This window comes from Devosia nitrariae, assembly GCF_030160115.1.
GTDB classification, from domain to species: domain Bacteria; phylum Pseudomonadota; class Alphaproteobacteria; order Rhizobiales; family Devosiaceae; genus Devosia; species Devosia nitrariae.
In genome coordinates this window covers 646,688-673,410 of the sequence record NZ_BSNS01000011.1, presented here as the reverse complement: position 1 = coordinate 673,410, position 26,723 = coordinate 646,688, and the positions used below count along the sequence as shown (strand labels likewise).

The following is a 26,723-nucleotide window of genomic DNA, read 5'->3' as shown; positions in this document are numbered from 1 at the left end:
TCCCCCATCAAGGGGGAGGTGGCGTTCGTGCCTTTGGCAGGACCGCGCACACCCCAATGCATCCGGTTCCTGGTTGCTGAGGCACGCCTTCGCCAAGCCACCAGACCGGCACCTCCCCCCTTGTGGGGGAGGTTGGGAGGGGGGAGCTCGAAGTGCAGGCGAGCGGTTCTGGTTCGGCCGCCCCAACCACCCCCCCGTACGGCCCGGCGGAACGCGACACCCGCCCCATCCATTGATCCTGCGGGGTCAACTGGAGCCGAGATGGATAAGTTCTACGGGATTCTGGCGCGCGTCTACTTCTTTGCAGCCACCATCGCCCTGATGATCATGGCCATCCTGCTGCTGCTCGGGGCGCTGTGGAACGTGGCACGGGGCCTCACTTCGCCCGAGCGGACCAACGTCATTCTCGACGCAGTGGGTCTGCTCATCATCGGCTTTGCGGTTATCGAGACCGCCAAATTCGTCGCCGAGGAGGAAATCCTGCGCCGCAGGGAGCTGCGCTCGGCGCTCGAGTCGCGTCGCTCGCTCACCAAGTTCATCTCGATCATCGTCATCGCGGCGAGCCTGGAAGCGCTGGTGATGGTGTTCAAGGCCAGCCAGACGAGCATCGTCGAATCGATCTATCCGGCCGTCCTCTTTGCCGCTTCAAGCATTGCCCTGGTTGCACTTGGTGCCTACCAGTGGCTGTCGAGCCGGATCGAGCCGCCCTCCTACCAGGAGGCCATGGAAGCGGCACGGAGCAAGGATTCGAACGAGGAGTCCAGCGATGGCGGGTCTACCTAGATTTCCGCGAGGAACCGGTTCCCACTTTTGTCGCGCGCCGTAGCCGCCGGAGGGGGATTCCGCTCCCCAGTCTCAAGATCATTCAAGTTCGTGAGGGGCCTTTGACGTCGTCGAAATACTCTTGCCCATAAAATGCCAGGGGGTCGCGCAATGAAGCTGCGGCTTTTGGCAGGAGCGGGATGTGCATCCTTCGACCGAAGCTTGCAGTGGGCCTGATTCTCTGGGCAAACAATGACAGTGTGCTTGGGAAGACGACGGAAGCATTTGCAAGTGGACATCGTCATCGCCGATAGGGCCGCAGTGCCAGCTTTTTGGAGGCGGCCGTGAGCAGAAACAGGGGTCGCGAGCAGCCTTCCCTGCGGTTCCTCAACAAGGCCCTTGTCGAGATCGGGCTGTTCTCGGCGGCGGTCAACGTCCTGCTGCTGACCTCTCCGCTCTACCTGCTGCAGGTCTACGATCGGGTTCTTGCCGCTTCCAGCCTCGAAACGCTCATCTATCTCTCGATCGCGGCACTTCTCGCCCTCGCAGTTCTGGGGGTGCTCGAAGTGGTGCGCGGCCGGTACGCCAATCGCGTGTCGGCGCGGCTCGATGCAGAGCTCGGTACCCGGGCGTTCGAGGCTTCGCTCGCCTCGCCTGCTGCAGGCTTCGGCGATGTGCAGCCGCTGCGGGATCTTGCCACCTTGCGTGCCTTCGCCGGCTCGCGCTCGCTGCTCTTCCTCTTCGACGTGCCCTTCGCCCCGCTCTTCCTGATCGTCCTCTATTTCATCCACCCCCTGCTCTGCCTGCTGACGAGCCTCGGGGCTGCCGTTCTCGTTGCGCTCGCCATCCTCAACCAGGCGGCAACGATGCGCAGCGGGGCCCTGGCGGCAGGTTCCTTGCTCGAGGCCACCAATCTGGCACAGACGCTGGTGCGCAATTCGGACGTTCTGAAGCCGCTTGGCATGACCGCCAATGCCAGAGAGGTGTGGGGTCGCCGGTTTGCCGAGTTCCTCCAAGCATCGGACCAGCTCACCCGCACGAACGCCTTCTACAGCGGCGTCTCGCGGATGCTGCGCATGATCCTGCAGATCGCCATCCTCGGGCTCGGCGCCTATCTCGTTCTCAATGGCAACATGACGGCCGGGATGATCTTTGCGGCCTCGCTCATCGCCGGCCGTGCGCTGCAGCCTATCGACCAGGTTATTGGAGCATGGCGCCAGATCGCCGACAGCTACGGCGCCTGGCAGCGGTTGCGCCAGCTGCGCGCTCCTGACCAGGCTGCCGATCGTCTCGAGCTGCCGGCGCCGCGCGGCGCGCTTTCGGTGGAAGATCTCATCTATCAGACGCCTGGCGCCGCCGCCGGGGCGCCGCCGATCATCCGCCGACTCGGCTTCCAGTTGCGAGCGGGCGAAAGCCTGGCGATCATCGGCCCGAGCGGAGCCGGCAAGACCACGCTCGCCCGGCTGCTGGTGGGGGCGCTGGAGCCCACGGCTGGTTCGGTGCGTCTGGATGGAGCCGAACTAGGCAGCTGGGATAGGGACGCACTTGGAGCGCATCTCGGCTACCTGCCGCAGGACCTCGAGCTTTTCCCTGGCTCCATTTCACAAAACATCGCACGTCTGCAGCCGGCTCCCGACGATGAGGGCGTCATTCGGGCGGCGCAGCGGGCGGGCGTCCATGACCTGATCCTGCGCTTGAAGGACGGCTACGCGACGCAGGTCGGCCCGGGCGGACTGCGCCTTTCGGGCGGCGAGCGCCAGCGCATTGCCCTGGCACGGGCCTTTTACGGCGACCCCAGCCTGCTGGTGCTCGACGAGCCGAACACGAACCTCGATGCCGAAGGCGAAGCAGCCTTGAGCAGGGCAATTGCGGGTGCGCGCGAGCGTAAGGCGTCCCTCATCGTCGTCACCCACAGGATCGGTATTGCTTCGCAGCTCGACCGGATCCTCTTGCTGCGCAATGGCCAGATCGAGCTCATCGGACCATCGGCCGAGATCATTCGGCGGCTCAACCAGCTCGGCCAGGCGACACCCGCCGTCGTCGCTGCCGTCGGGGCGCCGCAAGAGCCCTCCGGTCCGAGATCCACGTCGAGCGAGCAGCACAGGGCCCGATGACACAGGTGGAGACCAACCGGAGCTGGAAAAGTTCGGTCGTCACGAGCACAAGTTCCTATGCGCTTGCCGGCTATCTGACCCTGGCCGTCTTTGCCGGCGGCTTCGGCTATTGGGCCGCCGCAGCGCCGCTCGCCGGCGCAGTGATCGCTCCGGGGGTCGTCGCTGCTGCGGGCCAGAACATCTCCATCCAGCACCTCGAAGGCGGTATCGTCAAGGAGATGCATGTGCGCGAGGGCGGGCGCGTTGCGGCAGGAGAGCCGATGCTCGATCTCGATACGACCATCGTCGAGGCGCAGCTCAATCGGCTCCTGCGACAATCAATCGCCCTCCAGGCCAGGGCGGCGAGGCTGGAAGCGGAGCGGGACGGCCTCGAAGAGATGGCCGTGCCCGCCGACCTCGTGCAGGTCCCTCCCGATCCCGAAGTCGCCAAGGTCGTCGACGAGCAGCGCAGGGAGTTCATGGCGCGCCTTTCGCGCTACCGCGCCGAAACCGGAATCCTGCGCCAGCGGATTGCGGCGCACGAAGCGGCAGTTGCAGGTCTCGAGGCGCAAAAGGCTGCCGCCGAAGAGCAGTTGCGAGTCGTCGAGGAGGAAGTTATCCGCAAGCAGCAGCTCCTCGGCCAAGGACTGACGGACCGCTCCGACTATGCGGTGCTGCTGCGCAGCCAGGCAGAGCTCATCGGCCAGATCGGCTCGCTGCAGTCCCAGATCGCCAGTTCCTCCATCCAGATGGTGGAAACGCGCGAGCAGATCGAACGTCTCGAAACGGGACGGGTAGAAGAGGCCCTTGGCGAATTGAACAGCGTGCGCGCCACGCTTGCCGATGTCGAAGAGCAGATCGTGGCTGCCTCCTCGGTCGTCGAGCGCATGGTCGTTCGTGCCCCGGTCGACGGGATCGTCGTCCAGGCCACGTACAACTCTGTTGGCAGTATTGTCAGTCCTCGCACGACGATTTTCGAGCTACTCCCCACGACCAGCGATCTGGTGATCGAAGTCCATGTGCAGCCACGCGATATCGACGCCGTCGCCATCGGCCAGGATGCCCGGCTGAGATTTACTGCGCTCGACGTGCGCAGGACCCCCGAAGTATCGGGCACGGTGATCTATGTTGCCGCCGACAGGAGGGTGGACCAGGACACAAGGGAGGCCTTCTTCGAGGTCCGATTGGAGCCTACTCGCGAGCTCCCCCCGGGGATAACTCAAGAGCAGATTTACCCGGGAATACCGGTCGAGGCCTTCATTTCCACCGGCGAGCGGACGTTCGTCGACTATCTGTTGAAGCCTATCCAGGATTCTTTCAGCCGGGCGTTCAGGGAAAATTGATCCCTCGCCTGCGAACCGTAAAAGTGATGTCCAGTTCTGCTGAAAGCGCTGCAGATGAGAGGAACGAACCGAAATGGGCGAATGGATCGACATGGACCGCTGGGTCGAGTGCGCAACCATGGAACGCCCGGGGATCATCTTCGAAGTGGTGAATGCGCAAGGTCAGTCGGTCTTCACGCCATGCGTAGCTGAGGTCCCCGTCCCCTTCGACTGGGAATCCGGGCCCATCAAGTTCAGGCCGATCGAGGAACCCAAGCCGCGTCACTCGGATCCGCTACCGCCGCCGATCGGGAAGCGGTAGAGCTCGATCCGCAATGTGATTTGATTAATTGGCGAGTGGGCCGCTGACCGATCCCACCCACCGCTGTCATCAGTGGTCCGCTACACCATTCGTCCGCCCTACCCGCTCCGCCAGGGCACGCCGGCTGTGCGTTGCAGGCGCAGATTGTTCTGGACGCCGCGCACACCGCGAACAGATTCGGCGAGATCTTCGGCGAGGCGCTTGTCCTCACGGTCGGCAACGCTTCCGTCGAGCACGACGATGCCATTCTCTACACTGAGGTCGACGTCGCTTGCATCGAGCGCGTCGTTGGTGGTGAGGCGCTCGGCGACGTCCTCTTCGATGCGCCCGTCCGAGCGCGTGTAGTTAGGCGGGCCGCGCCCGCTGTAGTCGGGCAGGTCCGGCCGGCGCTGCAGCACGCGATCGGTGAAACCTCCCGGCTCGTGCTCGCTGAACCCGTGGTAACGCCGTGCGGCGTAGGGGCCGTGGTGGTAGCCGCCACCTTCGCGCGACGGCGGCACGCGATAGGGAGCATCCTCACGAGGACGCATCCCCTCGTAGTTGAGGCCGCGGTTGGACTGGCCGTAGCCGCCGCCCTGGCCGGAATATTGCGGGTGATAGCGCCTTTATTTAAGGCTCTCCCGCCCCTCAGGGGACGGGCGACGATCGTCGGGCATAGTCGCACTCCTTTTGCTGGGCGCGATGCGATTTGATGCAATCAAACCACGCGCTCCACAATTGTTGTCGCGGAATTTTCGCAAACTCCGGTTCCCATCCCGAATCGCCGCCGGGACAGGTTTTTCGCATTCCGCTCCGGTCAGCCGCCGCCGGCGGTGATCGAACTCATCGGCATGCCCTCCTGCGGCGGCTCGATGCGCAAATTGTTCTGCACGTGACGCACACCTGAGACGTTGTCGGTCAGATCCTCGGCCAGGCGCTTGTCCTGCCGACTGTGGACCGTGCCGTTGAGGGTCACCTCGCCGTCGGTGACGTCGACCTCGATGTCGGAAGCATCGAGCCGCCAGTCGTCGCTCAGTTCGTCGCTGACGTCCTCGGTGATGCGTGCATCCGAGCGCTTGTAGCCGCGCGGGCCGCGTCCAAAGTGGCCGCCTCGACGGCGGTCGATGTCGCGGCGCTCGGCCGCCTCCTCATCACCGAACCAGGAGGAGAGTTCGTCTCCGGCTTTGTCCATGAAGTTGCGTTCACGCCCACCATAGCCGCCCGCGCCAACCCGGCCCGGATAGATGCTCGGCGGTTCATAGGGATCTGTCGTATACGATCCCTCCCAATCGCCGTACCGGTCCGTGTAGCGGTTCGTGGACGGGCCATTCGTATAGGGGCCGGCGAACCGGCCATACGCCCCGTAGTAACGATCCAAGGCACCGCGGCCGCCGTAGCGCGGATATCTATCGCCGCGATAGTCGGGTGCTCCGCAGTCCCGCCAGTCGACGCTGCGATAGCCGCGGGGCAAGTCATCGGGATAGCGGGGATCGTAGTCGGCGCCACTGAAATCGTCGTCCGAAAAGCGCGATCCTCGGGCCCGGTCCTCAGCCTCACGCCAGCGCCAATCCTCGTGCCTGCGTCTGTCCATCATGACATCCTCCTTCTACGTTGCGTCTTGTCCGGAAAACGCTCGGGACAGGGCGCTGTTCCGAAAAACCCGGCAAACTCCTGGTTCCGCATTCCGAGAGCGCCGGACTGCTTTATGTTATCGCGCCCTGCCCCGCCTTTCAGACCGGAGCACTAGGTTGCGCTCGCTTTCGCATTCCCGCGAACCCGTGGGTCGGAAGGACGTTTCCCCAATGTCGGGCCGGAATGGTCGACCGCACCGGATCCGATCCTTGGGTCAGAAACGTCACCCGGAAGAACGCCATCACTCTCACCCTCATCAGCCCGGCTTTCGCCGAGAACGAGCCGATCCCCAGAAAGTACACGCGTGATGGCGAGAACCTTTCGCCACCGCTGAAATGGACCGGTGCGCCTGACAAGACGCGCAGCTTTGCACTGACGGTCGAGGATCCGGACGCGCCAAGCGGTGCGTTCCACCATTGCACGATCTTCAACATTCCCGCCGATCACGACCGGCTGCCCGAGAGCGTCGATACCGGCCCTGCCGATTGGATGCGCTATGCATTCAACGATTTCGGCAATGCCGCCTATGACGGGCCGCAGCCACCGCCCGGCCATGGGCCGCACCATTATCATTTCCGCCTTGCCGCGCTCGATGTGCCCAACCTTACCATTCCGGCCAAGGCCGGCGCCGAGGAGGTCTGGCGGGAGGCGCGCAAGCATACGATCGAGGAAACCGAGCTCGTCGGCATCTACGAAGCATGACAAAGAACGGAGCCCCAAATGGCAAAGCATGAACGCGACCGGATGGCTGTCGGCAAACAGAGTTCCCACGGGCGGCATGGCGGCAACCGGGCCGGCGACCAGCACAAGGACGACCGGCCACAGCAGAGCAGCCCCTCCGCCGGCAAGGATCCGCATCGCGGCGGTCGGCCGAGCGGCGGCCTGCCGAGATCGTCCTGAAGGCCAATCGGATGACCGAGCCGAGCGCGACCGTCCGCAGGGCGGCAAAGCCCCTGCCCTCGCCCGACTCCATAGACGCGTTCGGGAAAGCCTTGGGCAACGTCGCCGACGCCAGGATCGTGCTTCTGGGCGAGGCGACGCACGGTACTGCCGAGTTCTACCGCGCTCGCGCCGCGATCACCCGATTCCTCATCGAAGAGCACGGCTTCGGCATTGTGGCGGTGGAAGCGGACTGGCCGGATGCAAACCGCGTCGACCGATATGTGCGCCATCGGGGACCCGGGCAATATGACGAACGGTCCTTTGCCCGCTTCCCGACATGGATGTGGCGCAACGCGGAAGTTGCCGACTTCGTCGAATGGTTGCGCGGTCACAATGCCGATCTGCCTCTCGAGGGCCGCGTCGAGTTCCGCGGGCTCGACGTCTATTCCCTCCATCATTCGATCGGCGAGGTGCTCGCCTATCTCGATGACGTCGATCCGCAAGCGGCAGTCCTGGCGCGCAAGCGCTATGCATGCCTGACGCCCTGGCAGGCGGAGCCCGCCTGGTATGGACGGGCGCTGGTCACTGGAGAGAGCGACCCCTGCGAGGATGCCGTGGTTACGCAGTCGCGGGATCTGCTCAGCAAGGAGCTGGACTATGTGACCGGCGACGACGGCGCCGCCTTCTTCGATGCGGCGCAGAATGCGCGCGTGGTGCGGGCTGCCGAGCGCTATTACCGCACCATGTATCGCGGCTCCAACGACTCCTGGAACCTGCGCGACAGGCACATGTTCGACACGCTCGAAGCCCTGCTGGCGGCGCGCGGGCCCGACGCTCGGGCGATCGTCTGGGCCCACAACTCCCATATCGGCAACGCCGCCGCCACCGAAATGGGCTGGCAGGGCCAGTTCACATCGGCGAACTCTGCAAGGCGGCCTATCGCGACGCAGCCGCGACCGTCGGCTTCGGCACGGATCGCGGCACGGTCGCGGCGGCGGACGACTGGGACGCGCCGATGCGGCTGAAGACGGTCCTGCCGGCAAGGCCCGACTCCTACGAGCGCGTGTTCCTCGAAACAGGCATCGCCTGCGCGGCCGTGGACCTACGGGCCGACGAGACGTTGCGCGCGGTTCTTTCCGAGCCGCGGCTCGAGCGGGCCGTCGGCGTCATCTACCGGCCCGAGACCGAGCGCCAGAGCCACTATTTCGAGGCGGTACTGCCCGAGCAGTTCGATGTCTATGTCTGGTTTGAGGAAACCGGCCCGGTGACACCGCTCCCGACAGAGGCGCCGAGGGGCGTGCCGGAGACCTATCCGTTCGGGTTGTGAGAGGCCTGCCAGTGCATTGGTCGTTGTTGCGGTTTTCAGCGCAGATGCCTTGAGGTCGAAGAGCAGGCTTGGCGCCCGTGGTCACGGGCGGATGCACTACGCCGCTCGATCTCGTCCTCGATCTTTCACGGTTGCCCCCCACCTGCCACGGCCGCGACATAGGCTGAAATCAGCTCCATCTGTTCCATGGTCAGCTTGTCACCATATTCCGGCATCACGCCGGGCCCCTCGAGCAGGGCGGCCCTGACGGTCTGCGCATCGGGTTTGAGCTGATCGAGACTGGGCCCGAGCGTGCCCGTGGCCTCGGCCGCTGCCAACTGGTGGCATACAGCACATGCCGGCCCGGCGTCGCTGGTGATCAGTTGCCTTGCGACATCCATTTCTTCCTCGCTGAGTGCCGCTTCGGCATCCTGCTCCGCCGGCTCCTGAGCTTGCAACTGCACCTGCAACAGGCCTGCCGCCAGCGCGAGGCCGCACACCACGCTGATGAACAGCGCTCCGTTGGCAGAAACCCTGCTGTCCGGTGCAAGCCGGCGCTCGCTCACAGCACCGTCACCTCGACGGCCAGCCTGTCCCAACCGCTGTAGTCATAGCCCCGGTGGTTGGGTTCGGTTGTCTGCTCCTGGACATTGCCCTCGGAGTCCGTGGCGCGGCTGGTGATGCTGTAGGTGCCGGATGGCAGTTCCACGGGCAGAACGAAACTGCGCCATGCATAGCGTCCTAGGTCCGGGTCCAGGAGCTGGGCCTCCTGCCAGCTCTGCCCGTCGTCAGTGGACACCTCCACGCGCTGCACCGGATTGATCCCGCCGAATGCTACCCCGTGGATCTGGATTGGCCCGGATGGTGTTTCGACCACCGGATGGGTCACCCAGGACTTGACCTTCATCTGCCACATGGACGGCTGATCGGGCGCCCCGGACTCCCCCACCGGCCGCACCCGGTAACCGGTCTGCTGGATGTCCGCTTCGGATTCCGCCTCAGTGAACGCTATGCGCTTCACGTACTTGACGTTGTTCACTCCGTAATATCCGGGCACGATCACCCTCAGAGGGCCACCATGTGCCAACGGCACGGGCTCGCCATTCATTTCCCACGCCAGGATGATGGTATCGACATTTTCGATCGGAACCGAGCGCTCGACGAGCACTTCGTTGGCGTCAATGCCTTCGGGAATCACCTCGCCCCCCGTGTTGGTGACGAACCTGGCACCTTCTGCCACCCCGCCCAACGCATCGACCACGGCTCGCAGCGGCACACCGCTCCAGACGACGCAGCCTGCGGCGCCCGTGAGCCATGGGCTTCCGCTGGCCTCGTGATCAAAAAGTCCCCGGCCGTTGCCTGAGCACTGCAGAACCGTCGGAACGGTCGCGATGCCAAGTTGCTTGAGTTCGCGAACGGTCATGGTACGCGGTTGCGCAACGCCTTCGAATGCCACCTCCCAAGCATCGGCATCGGCGACGATTGCTGAATCAGGGGGCTCCAGATTGTTTCGGACAAACAGGATATTAGAGGGCACAACCGAGCTGGTGCCGATGAACGGGCGGCGTGTCTCCAACGTCAGTTCGGTGTGGACGATCATCGCCTCCGGCTTCTTCCAGGAGGCATAGTCGGGCAGTGGCGTCGTGGGTGCTTGGGTGCCGATTGCCTCCTGGGCAAACGCCAACCCACCCATGCCGGGGACCGTTGATGCGACGGCAACCCCAGCCGCACCGATAAGGAAGTGGCGACGATGAACAACAGGCGTGTCCATGGAAAGTCCTCCTCCGTATGTCGGACAGCAGTATTCGCCTGAGGGCGACGTCAGTCAAGCAAAGCCCTTCAAGCGCGAAGGCTGCCGGCACAATTGACAGGCTGCTGCACCGAGAGCTCGCGAGTCACCAACTCGGAGTAATCTTACCTCTGACACCTCCTCTGCCGCGAGCCCGTCAGTTCGGTTTGCACATAGGCGGCAACAACTCGTGGCCTCTACCGGCGTGCCGCGCAAGATGCACGCGCAGGGAGTGGGTATAGGGATGGATGGCCGCCTTCGTGGCAAATAGGGGGCGAGAGCCTGCGGCAGAAACGCCAGTCGCATGTTTGCCGAAATCTTGTGATCTGCCGTAGCCGCCAAATGGCGCTTTTTTCAACGCTGGAGCCCTCGCCGGAGCGAGTTATGAGCAACCGCTTGGCCGTAATCGGAGCGCCGACAAGTGCCGGGGCATACGCGCCCGGACAAGAGAAAGCGCCGGATGCATTCCGGCGCCATGGCTTGGTCACTGCGCTTGAGCGGGCTGGGTGGCAAGTCCGCGACGCGGGCGATGCATTCTCTTTTCGTTGGCGGCCGGATCGGGGCAATCCTGCCGCGATGAACCTTGCCACCGTACGTGAAGCGGCGATAGCCGTTTCCGGACATGTCGCGCGTGCCATGACGGATGGCGAAGCGGCGTTCGTCCTTGGCGGAGACTGCACCATCGGGTTGGGAGTCGTTGCGGGTGCCCTGACCCACGATGCTTCCGTCGGATTGATCTATATCGATGGCGATGCGGATCTCAACGTGCCGGAAACCGCCGAGGGTGCCCTCGACTGGACCGGCATAGCCCACATGCTCGACCTGCCAGGCGCCCTCCCCGACCTCAGCGGCCTCGCCTCAAGGCGGCCGATGCTGCAACCTTCCGATGTGCTGCTGTTCGGCGCGCACGAGATGACACCGCCGGAGGAAAAGGCCATCGCCGCCAACGACATTCAACACATCGCCCTGGGGGAGATCAAAGCAGATCCGGCGGCTGCAGCCGAACGTGCGAAGATCTGGGGCCAGAACTTCGATCGGTTGCTCGTTCATATCGACGTCGACGTGCTTGCATTCACATCGTTTCCGATTGCTGAGAACGTCCGCTACGGGGCACGCGAAACCGGCCTTGAGCTCGAGGAGCTCGGCCGGGCACTCGAGGTCCTGTTGGCAGCACCGAACTGGCGTGCGCTCACTCTGGCCGAGTTGAACCCGGATCACGCACCTGATGAGGCCGCTGCATTTGGCAGCCTCATTGCCACCCTGATGCAGGCACTCGCGTCCATTGCCGCCGCGCCGGACATGCGCGGCAAGAGCACATTCTCAACGTGACACTTCAGCTTCTCCACCGTCCCCCTGGAGGTCGTCAACATGCCTGCGGGCTATGGTCCCGCCAACCCCCCTTAGCAATCGGTGGAAGGTACTGGCGATCGATGATCCCGAGTTCGTCCTCGTCGTCGCCGATGCGGAACTCCACATAGGCGGGCGTTCCCTCCTTGGGACGCTGGAAGTATGGCTCGACCCCCAAGAAATCCCCGCCTACCAGTCGCGGGTTTTAGTAACGCCGTCGGCCGACAGGTTGACGTGGGCCAGCCCGCGCAAAGCACTCTTCACCGCCATTTGTCATGTTCTGTCGCTTACCTCCTCGTTTCGCGCACATTTGGAGTTTCGACCTTCAGCGCCCGTACATCTCACTTTGTGTGCAGCGGCGACCGCCGCTTCAATACCGAGCGGTTTTGCCGTTATCTCCATGTAAACTCCATATAAGTGTTCACTATTTTCCATCAGTCCGGACCGCTTAGACAAGAAAATTGGCGAAATATCGAACTGAAAATTTAGGGACCACGATTATATTACTGTAATTATTTCTGAGAAGGTGATATCGGTAAAATCAACGCGCACACTCTGCGCTCCTCCAACATAGATTGACCCTCTCATGAACTTCCCCGTTTGGATTAAGCCTGCGCTTACGGGTGCAGGGGTAGGAGCTGTTGCCACTGCAATCGTCGGATTCACCTGGGGTGGATGGGTGACGGGCGGCAGTGCCCTGGAAATGGCAAGCAAGCAATCCGAAGCGGCTGTCGTTGCGACCCTGACACCCTATTGCGTCCAGCAGTCGACGAACACGGCGGCAGTGGCGGTGCTCGCCGAGCTCGACGCAGCCTCGGGGTTCAACCGTCGGGCGGTGATCGAAAATGCAGGCTGGGCAACGCCGCTCGGCACCGATGCGCCGAACCGCGCCCTCGCCCAGGCCTGCCAGCTCGCGCTGGCCGCTGCGCGCTAAAGCGGATTTTCTCGCGAAATCGGGTTCCCATCCCGGATCAAGTCCGGGGCAGGATTTTTTCGCATTCGCTCTATGCGCCAACCACCAGATGCCTGCAGCCACACCAGGCTGCAGGCTATCGACCGACCTTCACCGATAATCAGATAGTCACCTGCGATCCGACCGGCCGCGTGAAGCCACGCGCCGGTATGGTTGCCGATGCCAATGCGGACGTCCGGCCGAATCCGGGCACAGGAATAATAATCATGGCCAAAGGACAAATGCGCGGCAATCGGGAGATCCGAAAGCCCAAGATGGTGAAGGCCGTGGCGGAAGCGCCCGCCGCGCTCCCGGCAAAAGCAGTGCTGGATCGGATCAGCGCGTCGAAGAAGAAGCGCTGATCGGCGAGGTCTCCTCGCCTAAAACGAGAGGCCCGTCGGCCGTCAACCGACGTCGCCATGCGCATGGGTCGTGTTGCAACGGTTTCGATGCTCTTCCGATCCGCCCCGAATATGCCGATCTCCATTGATAATAGTGCCGGCCACGGGACGGAGACATATGATCGCGATTTCTCGCTGGAGCTTGACCGTTAATCCCTCATCACGGGCGCCCTGGGACGACAAGGCGCCCGTGCGCGAGGAATTGTTCGGCGTCGAAAGGCTGGAGCAGCATGCAGAAAGCCTCGCTTCGGCTCAACCGATCACCGCGAGGCCGGTGCCAGTCCTGTCTCTCCAGAAGAGGCTGAAGGACAATGCCTCGGTTCTGCTGGCGGCTTATCGCGCCAGCGCCATGGAAGTGGAAGAGGACAGGGGCGTCGTTCCCGCTGCCGAATGGCTTCTCGACAATTATCACGTCATCGAAGAGCAGATACGGGAAATCCACGACGACCTGCCACCCAATTACTACCGGCAATTGCCCAAGCTTGCCGCAGGTCCCTTTGCCGGCTATCCGCGCGTGCTTGGCATGGCCTGGGCGTTCGTCGCTCACACCGACAGTCATTTCGATCCCCAGACACTGCGCCGCTTCATCGCCGCCTATCAGCGCGTCCAGCCACTGACCATTGGCGAACTTTGGGCAGTCGCCATCACGCTGCGCATCGTTCTCATCGAAAACCTGCGCCGGCTGGCCGACCAGATCACCGCAGGGCGGGCGGAGCGCGCAAAGGCCGACGCATTGGCGGACCGCGTGCTGAATGGGGATGACGACGCCAGCATCAGATGGCCATCCTTGTCCGAGCCGTTGTCGGAGCTATTCGCTGCCCAACTGGCAAAACGCCTGAGGAACCACGATCCCGAAACCACGCCAGTCCAGGGCTGGCTGGAAAGGCATCTTTCCCAACAAGGCACCTCCATCGATACCGTCGTCCAGCATGCCCAGCAGCGGCAAGGTGCTTCCAACGTCACCGTGCGCAATATCATCACCAGCATGCGGCTGATTTCCGATATCGACTGGGCGGACCTCGTCGAAAGCGTCAGCCTGGTGGACGCGCGCCTGGCGTCGGGCAGCGGCTTTGCCGCCATGGATTTTGCGACCCGCAACCTTTACCGCAGCGCAATTGAGGAGCTCGCCCGAGGCTCCAGCGTCTCCGAACTCGACATCGCCGGTCATGTGCTGGAGGCATCTCAGCTTGCAGCGGGCAAGGAGGACACGGCGGTCGAGAAAGAGCGCGTGAGCGATCCCGGCTATCACCTCATTGCCATGGGCCGTCCCGATCTCGAACGTGCCATCGGCTTTCGGCCGCCCGGCCGCCTGTGGATCAGCCGTCTCACCGTCCGACTCGGCATTGCCGGGTATGTCAGCTCGATTGCCGTCGTCACCATATTGCTCCTGGCGCTGGCGCTGTGGGCACTGTCGACCACCGGTCTTGCCGGCGGTTGGCTGATCACCATGGGACTGCTGTTGCTTGTGCCTGCGAGCGATGCGGCGACGGCCCTCGTCAATCGCGCGACGACTTGGAGTTTCGGGCCCGTCACCCTGCCGGGTCTGGAACTGGCGGGAGGCGTTCCGGAATCGCTGCGCACACTGGTTGCGGTGCCCACGCTTCTGACCAGCCGGAACGACCTCGTCGAACAAGTCGAGCGGCTCGAGATCCACCACCTTTCCGGAGCCGGAGGCGATCTCAGCTTTGCCCTGCTCTGCGATGGCGTCGATGCCGATAGGGAAGTTCTGGAAACCGACTCTGAACTGCTAAGTGTCGCGGCCGACGCCATTGCGGCACTCAACCAGCGGTATGGCCGCGGCCCGGGCGGGGACCGGTTCCTGCTGCTCTACCGGCGTCGCCAGTTCAACCCGAGCGAAAACCGCTGGATGGGCTGGGAGCGCAAGCGCGGCAAGCTGCATGAACTCAACCGGCTGTTGCGCGGCGCAACCGACACGAGCTTCATCGACATCGCCGGCACGCCACCCGCGGTGCCATCTGGTGTTCGCTACGTCATAACCCTCGACGCCGATACCAGGCTGCCGCGCGATGCGAGCATACGGCTGATCGGCAAGATGGCGCACCCGCTCAACCGCGCACGCTTCGATGCGACCGAGCAGAGGGTCACGAACGGCTATGCGATCATGCAGCCGCGCGTCACGCCCTCACTGCCGGTCGGTCGCGAGGGTTCCTTCTATCAGCGTGTGTTCTCGGCGCCGGGCGGTATCGACCCTTATGCGGCTGCCGCTTCGGATGTTTATCAGGATCTCTTCGGAGAAGGCTCCTATACCGGCAAGGGCATCTATGATGTCGATGCCTTCGAGGCCGCGCTAGCCGGCCGCATTCCGGCCAATACCCTGCTCAGCCACGATCTTTTCGAGGGCATCTTCGCGCGCGCCGGACTTGCCTCCGATATCGAAGTCGTCGAGGATTTCCCGCCGCGCTACGATGTGGTCGCGCGGCGACAGCACCGCTGGACACGCGGTGACTGGCAGTTGCTGCCCTGGATAGTGGCCAGCCGAGCGCTTCCCTCGGTTGGCCGCTGGAAGATGCTGGACAATCTGCGCCGTGGGCTGATTGCTCCAACCGTCTTGCTTGCCTTCCTCGCGTGCTGCCTGTTGCCATTGCCCGCCGCCCTGCTCGGTGTCACGCTCGTCTTTGCCTCCATAGTCATTCCGACTCTCCTGCCGGTGCTATTTGCCGTTCTGCCCCCGCGCAGCGGACTGCAAATGCGCAGCCACTTCAGAAGCCTTGCCAAGGACGCGCGATTGGCGGCGGCCCGGGCGATCCTCGACTTCGTGTTTCTGCCCGATCAGGCCTGGCGCAACGGCGATGCCGTCGCCAGGACATTGTTCCGGCTGCTGTTCACGCGACGGCATCTGCTGGAGTGGACAACCGCGGCCCAGTCGAGCGAGCGCCCCCGCCTGACGCTCACCGGCTTCTACCGAGAGATGGCGGGCGGCACGGTGCTGGCACTGGCCTGCCTGACAGCCGCCTTGATCCTGATGCCGTCATCATGGCCGCTGGCGTTGCCGATGGCGCTCGTCTGGCTCTCTGCACCGGGCGTCGCGCTCTGGGCTAGCCGCGCTCCCGACATTGCGGCAAACAGGGCGCTTTCGGCCCGCGAAACCGTGGAACTGCGCCTGATCGCGCGGCGCACATGGCGCTTCTTCGAGACCTTCGTCACTGCCGCCGAAAACATGCTGCCGCCCGACAACTTCCAAGAAATCCCCAACGCGGCAATTGCCCACCGCACGTCGCCGACCAATATCGGTCTTTACCTGCTGTCGGCAGTTGTGGCACGCGATTTCGGCTGGGCCGGAACCCTCGAGACCGTGGCGCGGCTGGAGGCGAGCCTTCTTACGCTCTCCAAGCTTGCCCGCTTCAACGGACATTTCTTCAACTGGTACGATACGCGCGATCTGCGCACCCTCGAACCGGCGTACGTCTCCTCGGTCGACAGCGGCAATCTCGCCGGCCACCTGATCGCCCTGGCCAACGCTTGTGAAGAGTGGATCGGGGAGCCGCCTCGGGCAGATGATCATGCTGGCCTCAGGGATGCATTCGCCCTTGCACGTGCAGCCCCGCTCATTGCGTCCAGCACCAGTCGCGCAATCGTTTCGTCCATCTTCGAGGAAATCGATGCCCTGGTGACTGGCCCTCAATCAGCGCAGGCCACGTCACCGGCCCTGGTCCGTCTGGTGGAGAAGGCCGAGGCAACCATCAGGGAGACACTCCCGGCAACAGACGACGGCGTATCAAGCGAGGCGCTGTTCTGGATCGAGGCGATGCGGCGTTCCCTCATCGAGCAGGCGCGCGACCAGCAGGCTCGGAGGGAGGCACCTAACGACCTCGAGGTTCGGCTCAAGACCTTGGCTGATAAAGCGCGGGCCCTGGCACTCGAGATGGATTTCGCCTTTCTGCTCGATCCGGACCGCAAGCTACTGTCGATCGGCTATTCCCTTGCCGAGAACGGCCTCGACCGCAACTGTTACGATTTGCTTGCCTCGGAGGCGCGCCTCGCCAGCCTCTTTGCCATCGCCAAGGGCGACGTTCCCACCAGGCACTGGTTTCGTCTCGGCCGTTCTGCAACCCCCACGGGAAATGCCTCTGCATTGATCTCCTGGTCGGGTTCGATGTTCGAGTACCTGATGCCCTCGCTGGTGATGCGGGCGCCCGCCGGCAGTTTGCTCGACGACACAAATCGCCTGATCGTTGCCCGCCAGCAAGCCTATGGCCACTCGATCGGCGTGCCATGGGGCATCTCGGAATCCGCCTATAGTGCCCGCGACATCGAGTTCACCTATCAGTATTCCAATTTCGGAGTCCCCGGGCTTGGACTGAAGCGCGGTCTTTCGGGCAACACGGTCATTGCCCCCTATGCCACCGCACTCGCCGCCATGGTCGATCCGGTGGCGGCAATCGCCAACTACCGGGATCTGGAAGCCATGGGCGCGCGCGGCGACCATGGATATTATGAAGCTCTCGATTTCACCCGTTCGCGCCTGCCCGAGAACGAGAGTGTCGAAATCGTCCGCAGCTTCATGGCACATCACCAGGGCATGACGATCGTTGCCGTCGCCAATGTGCTGCAGGGTGGACGGATGCGCGCGCGCTTCCATGCTGAGCCCATGATCCAGGCTACCGAACTGCTGCTCTCCGAGCGCATGCCGCGGAACGTCGCCATCGCCCGCCCCCGCGCGCAAGAGATTGAGGTCTCCCCTGTCGACGAGGGCAGCCCATCGCCGGCAGTGCGCCGTATGACCGGCCCGGGTGACGACGCTCCGGTCACTCACCTGCTCTCCAACGGGCGCTATTCGGTCATGCTGACCGCTTCGGGCAGCGGCTACAGCCGCTGGCGCGATATCGCGGTTACCCGCTGGCATGAGGACGGCACCTGCGACAACCGTGGCTCGTTCGTCTTTCTCAGGGATGTCCGGACTGGCGCCGTCTTCTCGCCGACCGCCCAGCCTCTGGGCGGTGCGGCGGACGCGACCGCCGTGGTGTTCGCCGAAGACCGTGCGGAATATCTACGTCACGATGGCTCGCTGGCGACGGAACTGGAAGTTCTGGTTTCGGGAGAGGACGATGGCGAAGTGCGCCGCGTCAGCCTGACCAATAGCGGCCGGCGTGCGCGCGAGATCGAGCTGACCTCGTATGCCGAACTGGTCTTGACCACACCAGCTACCGACAATGCCCATCCGGCCTTCGCCAAAATGTTCGTGCAGACCGAATATCTGGCCGAGTTCGGCGCTCTGGTCGCGACCCGCCGCCGGCGATCTCCGGCGGAACGCGAGATCTGGGCGGCCCACTTTGCCGTTGTCGAAGGTGAGATCGTTGCCGATCCACAATACGAATCCGATCGTGCCAAATTTCTCGGTCGCAACCGCTCCATCGCTACCGCTGCCGGCATTCACGATGGAAAGGATCTGGCCAGAACGACGGGCACCGTTCTCGACCCTGTGTTTTCACTGCGCCGCCATGTGCGTATCCCTCCCGGAAAGGTTGCTCGCGTCGCATTCTGGACCGTCGTTGCCTCCACTCGCGCCGAACTGCTCGAACTCATCGACAAACACCATGATCGCAGCGCCTTCGAGCGTGCCAAGACCCTGGCCTGGACGCAGGCCCAGGTACAGCTCCATCACCTTGGCGTCACGACCGAAGAGGCTGCCGATTTCCAGCGCCTGGCCGCGCCGATCCTCTATTCCGACTCTCGTTTCCGGCCGGCATCCGCCGCCATCGTGGCGGGTGCCGGCCCGCAATCCGGACTCTGGCAGCATGCCGTTTCGGGCGATCTGCCGATCGTGCTGCTGCGCATTGCCGAGGTCGAAGACATTCCGCAGCTACGCCAGATACTGCGGGCGCACGAATATTGGCGCATCAAGCAGCTCGCGGTAGACTTGGTCATCGTCAACGAGCGTGGTGCCTCCTACGTCCAGGATCTGCAGAGCGCTATCGAAACCGCCGTACGCTCCAGCCAGTCCCGGCCGCGATACGGGGATGAGCTGGCACAGGGATCGGTGCATGTTCTGCGCGCCGATCTGATAGGAGCCGAAACACTGGCGCTCATGAACGCGGCTGCCCGCGTCGTATTGCTGGCGCCCCGAGGGACGATTGCGGATCAACTCGTGCGGTTGCAGACGGCCTCGCCAAGTCAGCCCGTCCTACCCCCTCCCACCCTACAAGCCGCCCTTCCCTCCGATGATGTCGAACTGCCCTCGCACCTGGAGTTCTTCAACGGGCTGGGCGGATTTGGCGCCCAAGGCCGGGAATATGTCACGGTCTTGGAGGCGGGAGCTGTCACCCCCGCCCCATGGATCAACGTGGTTGCCAACCCGGCGTTCGGCTTTCAGGTTTCTGCCGAGGGCAGCGGCTATACCTGGGCGGGCAACAGCCGCGAGAACCAGCTCACCGCTTGGTCCAACGATCCGGTAACGGATCCGGCCGGCGACGCCATCTACATCCGCGACGAGGACAGTCTCGATTTGTGGAGCCCGACGGCACAGCCGGTTCGGAACGCGGGGCGCTACGTCACGCGGCATGGTTTCGGCTACAGCCGCTTCCAACACCAGGCCCACGGCATCGCCAGCGACCTCACCTGCTATGTGCCGCTTGCCGATCCGATAAAGATCTCGAGGCTGAGGCTCACCAACCACTCGTCGCGCCTGCGGCGGTTGTCGGTCACCGCTTATACCGAGTGGGTGCTCGGCAGCGTTCGCGGTACCACGGCGCCGTTCATTACCACGACAATCGATGCCGCGACCGGCGCGCTGCTGGCACGCAATCCCTGGAACATGGCATTTCCCGGCCGAGTCGCCTTTACGGACCTTGGTGGGGAGCACACGGAATGGACCGCGGACCGCAGCGAGTTTCTTGGTCGTAACGGTGCCGTCTCAGCCCCTGCGGCTATGATGTCGCTTGCGGCTTTGGAAGCCCGGACCGGAGCCGGGTTCGATCCCTGCTCGGCGCTGCGGCGCTTTGTCGAAATCGAGCCAGGCGAGACCGTGGAAATCGTCTCCTTCCTCGGTGAGGCCAGCTCGGGCGAAGCCGCAAGCGCGCTGGTCACCCGCTATCGCTTGGCCGACCTCGATGCGGTCCTTGCCGAAGTGACCGGGTATTGGCAAAGGCTGCTGGGCACCATCCAGGTCCACACTCCGGACCGGGCCATGGACATCATGCTCAACGGCTGGCTGCTCTATCAGACCCTCGCCTGCCGTATCTGGGCTCGCTCGGCATACTACCAGGCAAGCGGGGCCTATGGCTGCCGCGACCAGTTGCAGGATGGGATGGCCCTGGCCTTCGCCTCTCCCGAGGAGACGCGAAGCCACATCCTGCGCGTTGCGGGCAGGCAGTTCGTCGAGGGAGACATGCAGCATTGGTGGCTGCCCCATTCCGGCCAGGGCGTACGCACCCGCATTTCCGATGATCACGTATGGCTGGCCTTCGCCACCGCCACCTATGTCCAAACGGCCGGCGATCCCGCAATCCTCGACGAGATCATTCCGTTCCTTGATGGCCCTCAACTCAGGATCGGCGAGCACGATGCCTTCTTTCAACCCATGCCCGCCGATGAATCGGCGTCGCTGTTCGAACACTGCGCCCGTGGTCTCGACCGCGCTGTCTCGCGCAGGGGCAAAAATGGCCTGCCGCTGATGGGCACCGGCGACTGGAACGATGGCATGAACCGGGTCGGCGAGGGTGGAAAGGGCGAAAGCGTCTGGCTCGGCTGGCTGCTGGTGCGCACACTCGATCTCTTCGCGCCCATCGCCCAAGAGCGCGAACCGGTGCGCGCCAGGCGCTGGGCGACCCAATCCGCCAGGCTGCGCGCCGCCCTCGAACGGGTCGCCTGGGATGGCCAATGGTACCGCCGCGCTACTTTCGACGACGGCACCTGGCTCGGTTCGAAAGACAGCGACGAGTGCCGCATAGACTCAATCGCTCAATCTTGGTCGGTCCTGGCGGGCGCCGATCCGTTGCGCGCCGGTCAGGCGATGGCCTCCCTCGAAACTCATCTGCTCCGCAAGGATGACGGCCTCGCGCTGCTCTTTACTCCGCCTTTCGACCAGACGTCGCGCGATCCCGGCTACATCAAGGGCTATCCACCGGGCCTGCGCGAGAACGGAGGGCAATATAGCCATGCCGCAATGTGGGCCATCCTGGCCTTCGCCAAGGGCGGCGACGGCGACAGGGCACACGAGCTCTTCGCCCTCCTCAACCCGATCAACCACGCCAGGACGGACGAGGCTGCCTCCCGCTACAAAGTCGAGCCCTATGTCGTGGCGGCCGACGTCTATTCCGTCGCCCCGCATGTGGGGCGGGGCGGCTGGACCTGGTATACGGGGTCGGCCGCGTGGATGTATCGCGCCGGGCTCGAGGGTATTCTCGGGATCAGGCGGGAAGGCGCGTTCCTGGTGGTCGATCCGTGCGTGCCGGCCGCCTGGCCGGGCTTCGAAGTCGCATTGCAGGTCGGCCAAACCCGCTTCGACATCAAAGTCAGCAATTCCGGGGCCGGACAACGGACTCCCAGGTCCGTGATCCTGGATGGGAACAGGCTCGAAACTGCTGCGGGAGCTCTACGCATACCCCTCGATGAGCGCAATCATATCCTGCTGATTGAAATGGGCGGGCAGAGCGAGTAGACCGCCTCGCCCCTCTTGAATTGAGCTCACTGCGTTCCTACATAGGGAGTACGTTTTCAGCCCGTCATCGGCTGCCCGATCGCCCGGTTTTCCGGAAGTTTGGCTTTCCCTGATTTATGCGAACGTTAGATCCACTCGCGCATGTTGCCGGGTGGAAATCGCCCGTTCGCCTAAGGCTCCGGGCCACATCGAGGTATTGCCATGATTAAAGGCACCGTAAAATTCTTCAACGCCACTAAAGGCTTCGGCTTCATCGCGCCCTCCGACGGCAGCAAGGACGCGTTCGTCCACATTTCCGCCGTCGAGCAGGCCGGGTTGTCGGGCCTCGCCGAGGGGCAGACCGTGACTTACGATCTGGAGAACGGCCGCGACGGCAAAGTCGCGGCTGTCAATCTCCAGCTCGTATAGCCCAAACGTTCCGGACCGCCGAAAGGCAGTCCGGCACACCAGCCAAGGAGCGATGATGAACCAGACGTTGCGTGATGCTGCCGAAAGTCATTTCGCTCCTGGTTCGCCCGGGTCGTCAGACATCGGACGGGCCACCAAAGCAGACCGACTGACCAAACTCCGAAATACGATGCGCGTGCGGGAACAGGCGGCAAAGATCGTGCAAAAGCAGGCACGGTTGCGGGCGCGCGCCGCCAGCAGGTTTTTGGCCTGACCCGAGCGCGGCAGGCCTGTGCCAGTCCCCTATCCTGCCGGCCCATGACGACACGCCGGCTTTGTGCGCCGGCGACGCCCGGACTTTCCGATCGCGGTCCATAGACCCGCCTTCACTGCTTTCACGCCTTCCGACGGCTCCGAGCCGGCAGACCTGAACCGTGCTCTAAACGACGCACGCGAACGGCGCTCGGCAAAGCAGGCATTCTCCAACCTCGAGGTCTTTCACATGTCCAATTTCGACTACAACGACTTTGCCGAGCTCTATCTCGGCAGGAGCCCGCTGGGGCAGAGCATGGCCCGCTATCGCCGGTTCGACACGGCTGCGGAAGCCCTGCGTTTCGCCATGGAGGAATTGCCGCGCGACGTGCTGCGCGGTTCCATGCTGGAAGTCGACGAAGAGCGCTTCAACTCGCATCAGATCGATGAGCTCTACAATGCCAGTCAGTATCCTCTTTCCAGAGCCGAGGAAGCTGCATGAGCGACCGTATTAGACAAAACAACGCTCGCAGCGCCGCCGAGCAGATCGCGCCACGCCCCAACGGCTCGGTCATGACCTACGGCCTGGTGGGCATCGCCCTTGCCGGCCTCGGAATGGCTGCATTCGGCCAGTTCTATGCGGTCGACATTCTCGCCTATCCGCTGCTCGTAGTCGGGTTGATGTCGTTTGCGTTCGCTTCGGGCATCGGACTGCGCAAGGCGAGGCAGATCCGGCATCATAACGCCTACAAGGCCGAATACTCCGAACGATCGTCTCCCTAAAGACGGCACACGCTGAAGGGATCCGAACTGTCCGATCCTACAGGCGCACACACTGGACGAGCGATGGAGCAGGTACGTCGAAAACAGCGGCCGATCGGAACTGCCTATGGTCACATTGAACATTCTCCACAAGACAAGCTACCGGTATGACTCTCAAGTCACGCTCGGCCCGCACAGGCTTCTGCTACGTCCACGCGAAAGCCGCGACCTTAAACTGATCTCGTTCGAACTGGCCACTTCTCCCCAGGCAGCGATCACCTGGGCGCAAGACGTATTTGGCAACACCGTAGCAACCGCAGTTTTCGATACCCCATCCGACACTCTGATCGTCGAGAGCCGGGCGAGGGTTGATCTGGATGTTGCGGCATGGCCGATCTTCGATATTGCTGCTTCAGCCATCTCCTATCCGTTCAGCTATTCACATGCCGAGGGGACCGATCTCGGGCCTCTTGCCGTTCCGCACTATCCGGACCCGGCAGAGCAGCTCGCACAATGGGCAAGGGCTTTCGTTCGCAGCAATCCGACCGACACCTTGTCACTCCTCAAAGATCTCAACACAGGCATTTCGGGATGGATCGCCTATCAAAGCCGAGACGACGAAGGCACGCAGGCGCCTATCGAAACCCTGAATCGCGGCTGGGGATCCTGCAGGGACATGGCGGTTCTTTTCGTTGAAGCAGCCCGAAGCCTTGGCTTCGGCGCTCGTATTGTTTCGGGCTATCTGTGGACTGCCGAACAGCCCGCCGCGGTTTCGAAAAGTGCCGACTCCACCCACGCCTGGGCTGAAGTCTTCGTTCCCGGCGCGGGCTGGATCACCTTCGATCCGACAAATCGCAGCACGGGCGGCCTGAATCTGATTCCTGTCGCCATGGTGCGCCATATCGATCAAGCGGCCCCGGTATCAGGCCATTTCTCGGGGCGCTCCGAAGCGTTCCAATCGTTAAGCGTAGCGGTCGAGCTGACGACCGCGTAGACGTGAATCGAGCCCTATTCCACTAGAGCACTGCCCGTTCCGATTTAATCGGAACGGGCGCTCTAAGTTATTGAATTATCGCGTTTTCGAACCACAAAAGTGGTGTTCACTTTTGCTGAAAACGCTCTAGCATCCGGGCCAATGAGGACGACCGCTCAGAAGCCTGGGCGCCAACAACTTGGTTCACATCCGGACAAGTGGCGATCATGGCAGGTATTGGCTCATACTCCGATCAGCGGACAATATCGCCCTGCCCCCATAGAGTGATTTTCACCCCTATGCAGTGCGGCCTAAACGGGTCTTTGGGAGATGAGCCGGTTGGGGACCGGAGGAGATCTGGACGTGCGCTTGGCGGGCGATTGCTGCGCTGTTGAATGACGCATGGAATTGCTGACGGCAGTCGGGCCTGCAGGCCCTCGTCTCTACGAGGGCCTACGTTGCTCCGTTGCGCCGCCTTCACTTTCCCAATCACTGAGACGTTTTGCTGTCTGAGAGCTATTGCCAAAATCGGGCGGGATGCCAGCGCGTTCCATCCAGTCGCGCACGATCGGGGCCGCCTCCGCTGCCGTCCGACCCGATCGCTTCTGGATCAGGAGAGCCAGATCAGTTTCTGTTTCCACGGCCGAAAGTTCTTGCCAGGAAAGAAACGGCCATTCCTGTTTTGCCGCCGCCCTCAGATGCGCCTTCCGGCCGACGGCGGCGTTGAGGTCAAAGGATCGACTTTTGAACATGTTTTGTTCCACGTTTGCCAACGTTCGAAACGCCAAGCACCAAAGAGACGTGGGTCACCGGGCAGGCCTCATCAAGTGAGCCATACTGACCCTTCGGACGCGCATTTCGGACATGTATCGTTCAGCGGTCACGAGGCGCGCTTGCGCAGTGTCAGCCACGACAGCACCGATAGACCGGCGATTGCAGAGCGTACCAAATGGCACCTCCGCCGCCCGAGAGTCTCACTGTGCTATAAGCTCGAGTCTCAGGATCCTGTCGTCACCGCCCCGGGGTGCGGCGCCGCCCAGCGTCGCCTCATCCGTGTTGGATGTGACGATCCAGAGCGAACCATCCGGCGCGAGCTCGACCGCTCGCATGCGACCGTATTCCTGATTGAAATAAACTTCCGGCTCTCCCACCGCCTCGCCTGCCTCCACCGGGAGGCGCCACAAGCGTTGTCCATGAAGCGTGCCCATCCAGATCGCGCCGCCGGCATAGGCGATCCCCGAGGGGGAAGCCTCCGACGGGCGCAGTGCGTAGATGGGAGGAACGCCGAAGTCCCCATCGGGGCCCTCGGCTTCGGGCCAACCGTAGTTCGCGCCCGCCGCCACCACGTTCAACTCGTCCCAGGCATTCCAGCCGAGCTCGGAGGCATAGAGCGTGCCGTCGGGGCCGAAGGCCAGCCCCTGCACATTGCGATGGCCGGTGCTGAAGACGGGCGTGCCGAAGGGATTGTCCTCAGGGATCAATCCATCGGGATTGATGCGGAGAATCTTGCCGTTGAGGGAGCTCTGATCCTGCGACCGCGGCGGATCAAAAGCATCGCCCGTGCCGATCCAAAGATAACCGTCGGGGCCGAAGCGCAGGCGGCCGCCGTGGTGGCGATTTGCCGTTCCGATACCGTCGAGAACCACCCGATCGAGTTCGAATGAATCCAGCGCCTCGCTCATTCTCAGCGCAACGACCCGGTTGCTGGGAACCGAGGAGACATAGGCGAAGACGGTCCGGTCCTGCGTAAAGGTCGGCGATACGGCCAGGCCAAGCAGCCCCCCTTCCGCACTGAAATCCATGCCGGGAACCACGCCGATCGGCCGAGCTTCCCCTGCGTCCGGATCGATGTGGAGGATGCGCGCGGACTGGCGCTCGGACACCAGCGCCGTGCCATCCGGCAGGAAGGCGAGCCCCCAAGGCATGTCGAGGCCCGAGACGATCTCCGTCACGTTGCCAGGAACAAGCTCCGTTTCCTGTGCCGCGCCGGCTTGCACGCCGAGGGCGGCAACGACGAGGGCGGCCCAGCCGCTAGTGCGACAAGCATTTTTCAAGGTATCAAACACTTGGCGTCCTTTCTTCATGTCTTGAATCTGAGTGACAAAGCGTGTCGATGTCGCGAGACTTCCGCGAAACCGGTTTCTCTTTGCGTCCCCGCTTCAGCCGTTCACGCGCGCGAACGACTCCTGGTAGCGCCCTTCGCGTTCGGCATAGCGCTGGAAATGCACGCGTTTGACGAGGATCTCGTCGGCGTCCGGGTTCGCCTCGAGCAGCGCCATGGTTTCGGAAATGTAGTCTGCCAAGGGCATGGCGTTGGGATCGGTTGCCTGCTGGGTGCTCATCAGTTCGGTCTGCACGTAGGGCGGCACCAGTTCGATGACCTCAACCGGTGTGCCGCGCAGGTGCACGCGCAGGGATTGAGTGTAGGAATGAATGGCCGCCTTGGTGGCACAATAGGTCGGAGCGACCGCACGCGGCAGGAACGCCAGACCGGACGAAACCGTCAGCAACGCCGCCTTCGGCTGCGCCAGGAGGTGGGGGAGCAATGCCGCCGTCAGGCGGATCGGCCCGAGAAGATTGGTGGCAATCGTCGCTTCGGCCGTTTCGGTGCCGCCGTCCGAGAGCACCTCGGCGCGCATGATGCCAGCGTTGTTGATCAAGACGTTGAGGGAGCCAAAGTCCTCAACGACCCGCTCGGCGAAAGCGCTGATTGCGGCCGGGTCATCGACGTCGAGCTCATAGGCGCGAATACCTGGGTTGGCCTCTTCGACTTCGCGCAGCCTCTCCCGGTTCCGGCCGGTGATGATGACGTCGTTTCCTCTGGCATGAAAAGCCTCGGCAAGCGCGCGCCCGATCCCGCTTCCGCCGCCGGTGATGAGAATGGTATTGCCCGTGATGTCCATTTTGAATCTCCTTCAATTCTGGTCCGGTGAGACATAGCGTCG

The 26,723-nt window shown here is 63.2% G+C and carries 22 protein-coding genes and 1 pseudogene; 16 read left to right on the top strand and 7 right to left on the bottom strand.

Going from position 1 to position 26,723, the window contains the following annotated elements; genetic code table 11:
- Positions 1 to 261: 261 nt before the first annotated feature.
- The 4 genes from QQK18_RS13725 (at position 262) to QQK18_RS13710 (ending at position 4,499) form a co-directional block, all read left to right on the top strand.
- Complete coding sequence (locus QQK18_RS13725) at positions 262 to 783, top strand: GNAT family acetyltransferase (protein ID WP_284340894.1); 522 nt, start codon at positions 262 to 264, stop codon at positions 781 to 783.
- Positions 784 to 1,106: 323 nt separating this feature from the next.
- Entirely contained in the window at positions 1,107 to 2,876 is a 1,770-nt protein-coding gene (locus QQK18_RS13720) for a type I secretion system permease/ATPase (protein WP_284340893.1), read from the top strand.
- A complete protein-coding gene (locus QQK18_RS13715; RefSeq protein WP_284340892.1) occupies positions 2,873 to 4,198 on the top strand; it encodes an HlyD family type I secretion periplasmic adaptor subunit in 1,326 nt (441 codons plus the stop codon). Before QQK18_RS13720 ends, QQK18_RS13715 begins: the two co-directional genes overlap by 4 nt.
- 73 nt (positions 4,199 to 4,271) lie before the next feature.
- Positions 4,272 to 4,499 (top strand): hypothetical protein, encoded by a 228-nt coding sequence (locus QQK18_RS13710; RefSeq protein WP_284340891.1) that lies wholly within the window; start codon positions 4,272 to 4,274, stop codon positions 4,497 to 4,499.
- A 98-nt stretch (positions 4,500 to 4,597) separates the two neighbouring features.
- Here QQK18_RS13710 and QQK18_RS13705 read toward each other — a convergent pair whose 3' ends face one another.
- Positions 4,598 to 5,029 carry a BON domain-containing protein gene (locus QQK18_RS13705; RefSeq protein ID WP_284340890.1) on the bottom strand — a complete coding sequence of 144 codons (432 nt, stop codon included), beginning with the start codon at positions 5,027 to 5,029 and terminating at the stop codon, positions 4,598 to 4,600.
- A gap of 266 nt (positions 5,030 to 5,295) precedes the next feature.
- Positions 5,296 to 6,072, bottom strand: a complete 777-nt coding sequence (locus tag QQK18_RS13700) for a BON domain-containing protein (protein ID WP_284340889.1) — start codon at positions 6,070 to 6,072, stop codon at positions 5,296 to 5,298.
- 278 nt (positions 6,073 to 6,350) lie between these two features.
- Between QQK18_RS13700 and QQK18_RS13695 the strand changes: the two genes are divergently transcribed.
- From QQK18_RS13695 to QQK18_RS27565, 3 genes and pseudogenes are all read left to right on the top strand, one after another.
- Entirely contained in the window at positions 6,351 to 6,812 is a 462-nt protein-coding gene (locus QQK18_RS13695; RefSeq protein WP_284341044.1) for a YbhB/YbcL family Raf kinase inhibitor-like protein, read from the top strand.
- An 18-nt stretch (positions 6,813 to 6,830) separates the two neighbouring features.
- Positions 6,831 to 7,010 carry a hypothetical protein gene (locus QQK18_RS13690; RefSeq protein ID WP_284340888.1) on the top strand — a complete coding sequence of 60 codons (180 nt, stop codon included), beginning with the start codon at positions 6,831 to 6,833 and terminating at the stop codon, positions 7,008 to 7,010.
- A gap of 11 nt (positions 7,011 to 7,021) precedes the next feature.
- Positions 7,022 to 8,319, top strand: a pseudogene (locus QQK18_RS27565) (erythromycin esterase family protein).
- Between the two features lie 125 nt (positions 8,320 to 8,444).
- Here QQK18_RS27565 and sorU read toward each other — a convergent pair.
- Entirely contained in the window at positions 8,445 to 8,864 is a 420-nt protein-coding gene (gene sorU / locus QQK18_RS13680; RefSeq protein WP_284340887.1) for a SorU family sulfite dehydrogenase c-type cytochrome subunit, read from the bottom strand.
- Entirely contained in the window at positions 8,861 to 10,069 is a 1,209-nt protein-coding gene (gene sorT, locus QQK18_RS13675; protein WP_284340886.1) for a SorT family sulfite dehydrogenase catalytic subunit, read from the bottom strand. The genes sorU and sorT overlap by 4 nt, the downstream gene beginning before the upstream one ends.
- Before the next feature lie 360 nt (positions 10,070 to 10,429).
- Here sorT and QQK18_RS13670 point away from each other — a divergent pair, with 360 nt between their 5' ends.
- The 9 genes from QQK18_RS13670 (at position 10,430) to QQK18_RS13630 (ending at position 23,799) form a co-directional block, all read left to right on the top strand.
- Positions 10,430 to 11,416 carry an arginase family protein gene (locus QQK18_RS13670; protein ID WP_348523227.1) on the top strand — a complete coding sequence of 329 codons (987 nt, stop codon included), beginning with the start codon at positions 10,430 to 10,432 and terminating at the stop codon, positions 11,414 to 11,416.
- A gap of 721 nt (positions 11,417 to 12,137) precedes the next feature.
- Positions 12,138 to 12,368 (top strand): hypothetical protein, encoded by a 231-nt coding sequence (locus tag QQK18_RS13665; protein ID WP_284340884.1) that lies wholly within the window; start codon positions 12,138 to 12,140, stop codon positions 12,366 to 12,368.
- Positions 12,369 to 12,613: 245 nt separating this feature from the next.
- Positions 12,614 to 12,748, top strand: a complete 135-nt coding sequence (locus tag QQK18_RS13660) for a hypothetical protein (protein ID WP_284340883.1) — start codon at positions 12,614 to 12,616, stop codon at positions 12,746 to 12,748.
- 157 nt (positions 12,749 to 12,905) lie between these two features.
- On the top strand, positions 12,906 to 21,404 hold the full coding sequence (locus QQK18_RS13655) for a GH36-type glycosyl hydrolase domain-containing protein (protein WP_284340882.1): 8,499 nt from the start codon (positions 12,906 to 12,908) through the stop codon (positions 21,402 to 21,404).
- Positions 21,405 to 21,605: 201 nt separating this feature from the next.
- Positions 21,606 to 21,812: a cold-shock protein gene (locus QQK18_RS13650; RefSeq protein ID WP_284340881.1), complete on the top strand. Its 207-nt coding sequence runs from the start codon at positions 21,606 to 21,608 to the stop codon at positions 21,810 to 21,812.
- 55 nt (positions 21,813 to 21,867) lie between these two features.
- Positions 21,868 to 22,065 (top strand): hypothetical protein, encoded by a 198-nt coding sequence (locus QQK18_RS13645; RefSeq protein WP_284340880.1) that lies wholly within the window; start codon positions 21,868 to 21,870, stop codon positions 22,063 to 22,065.
- A 228-nt stretch (positions 22,066 to 22,293) separates the two neighbouring features.
- Positions 22,294 to 22,545 (top strand): hypothetical protein, encoded by a 252-nt coding sequence (locus QQK18_RS13640; RefSeq protein WP_284340879.1) that lies wholly within the window; start codon positions 22,294 to 22,296, stop codon positions 22,543 to 22,545.
- Positions 22,542 to 22,826 (top strand): hypothetical protein, encoded by a 285-nt coding sequence (locus tag QQK18_RS13635; RefSeq protein ID WP_284340878.1) that lies wholly within the window; start codon positions 22,542 to 22,544, stop codon positions 22,824 to 22,826. The genes QQK18_RS13640 and QQK18_RS13635 overlap by 4 nt, the downstream gene beginning before the upstream one ends.
- Before the next feature lie 106 nt (positions 22,827 to 22,932).
- Positions 22,933 to 23,799, top strand: a complete 867-nt coding sequence (locus QQK18_RS13630; RefSeq protein ID WP_284340877.1) for a transglutaminase family protein — start codon at positions 22,933 to 22,935, stop codon at positions 23,797 to 23,799.
- A 422-nt stretch (positions 23,800 to 24,221) separates the two neighbouring features.
- On the opposite strand, the gene QQK18_RS13625 is transcribed toward QQK18_RS13630, so the two are convergent.
- The 3 genes from QQK18_RS13625 to QQK18_RS13615 all read right to left on the bottom strand — a co-directional run bounded on the left by QQK18_RS13625 (position 24,222) and on the right by QQK18_RS13615 (position 26,681).
- Complete coding sequence (locus QQK18_RS13625) at positions 24,222 to 24,530, bottom strand: hypothetical protein (RefSeq protein ID WP_284340876.1); 309 nt, start codon at positions 24,528 to 24,530, stop codon at positions 24,222 to 24,224.
- 222 nt (positions 24,531 to 24,752) lie between these two features.
- Complete coding sequence (locus QQK18_RS13620; RefSeq protein WP_284340875.1) at positions 24,753 to 25,844, bottom strand: PQQ-dependent sugar dehydrogenase; 1,092 nt, start codon at positions 25,842 to 25,844, stop codon at positions 24,753 to 24,755.
- A 93-nt stretch (positions 25,845 to 25,937) separates the two neighbouring features.
- On the bottom strand, positions 25,938 to 26,681 hold the full coding sequence (locus QQK18_RS13615) for an SDR family oxidoreductase (protein ID WP_284340874.1): 744 nt from the start codon (positions 26,679 to 26,681) through the stop codon (positions 25,938 to 25,940).
- Positions 26,682 to 26,723: the final 42 nt, after the last annotated feature.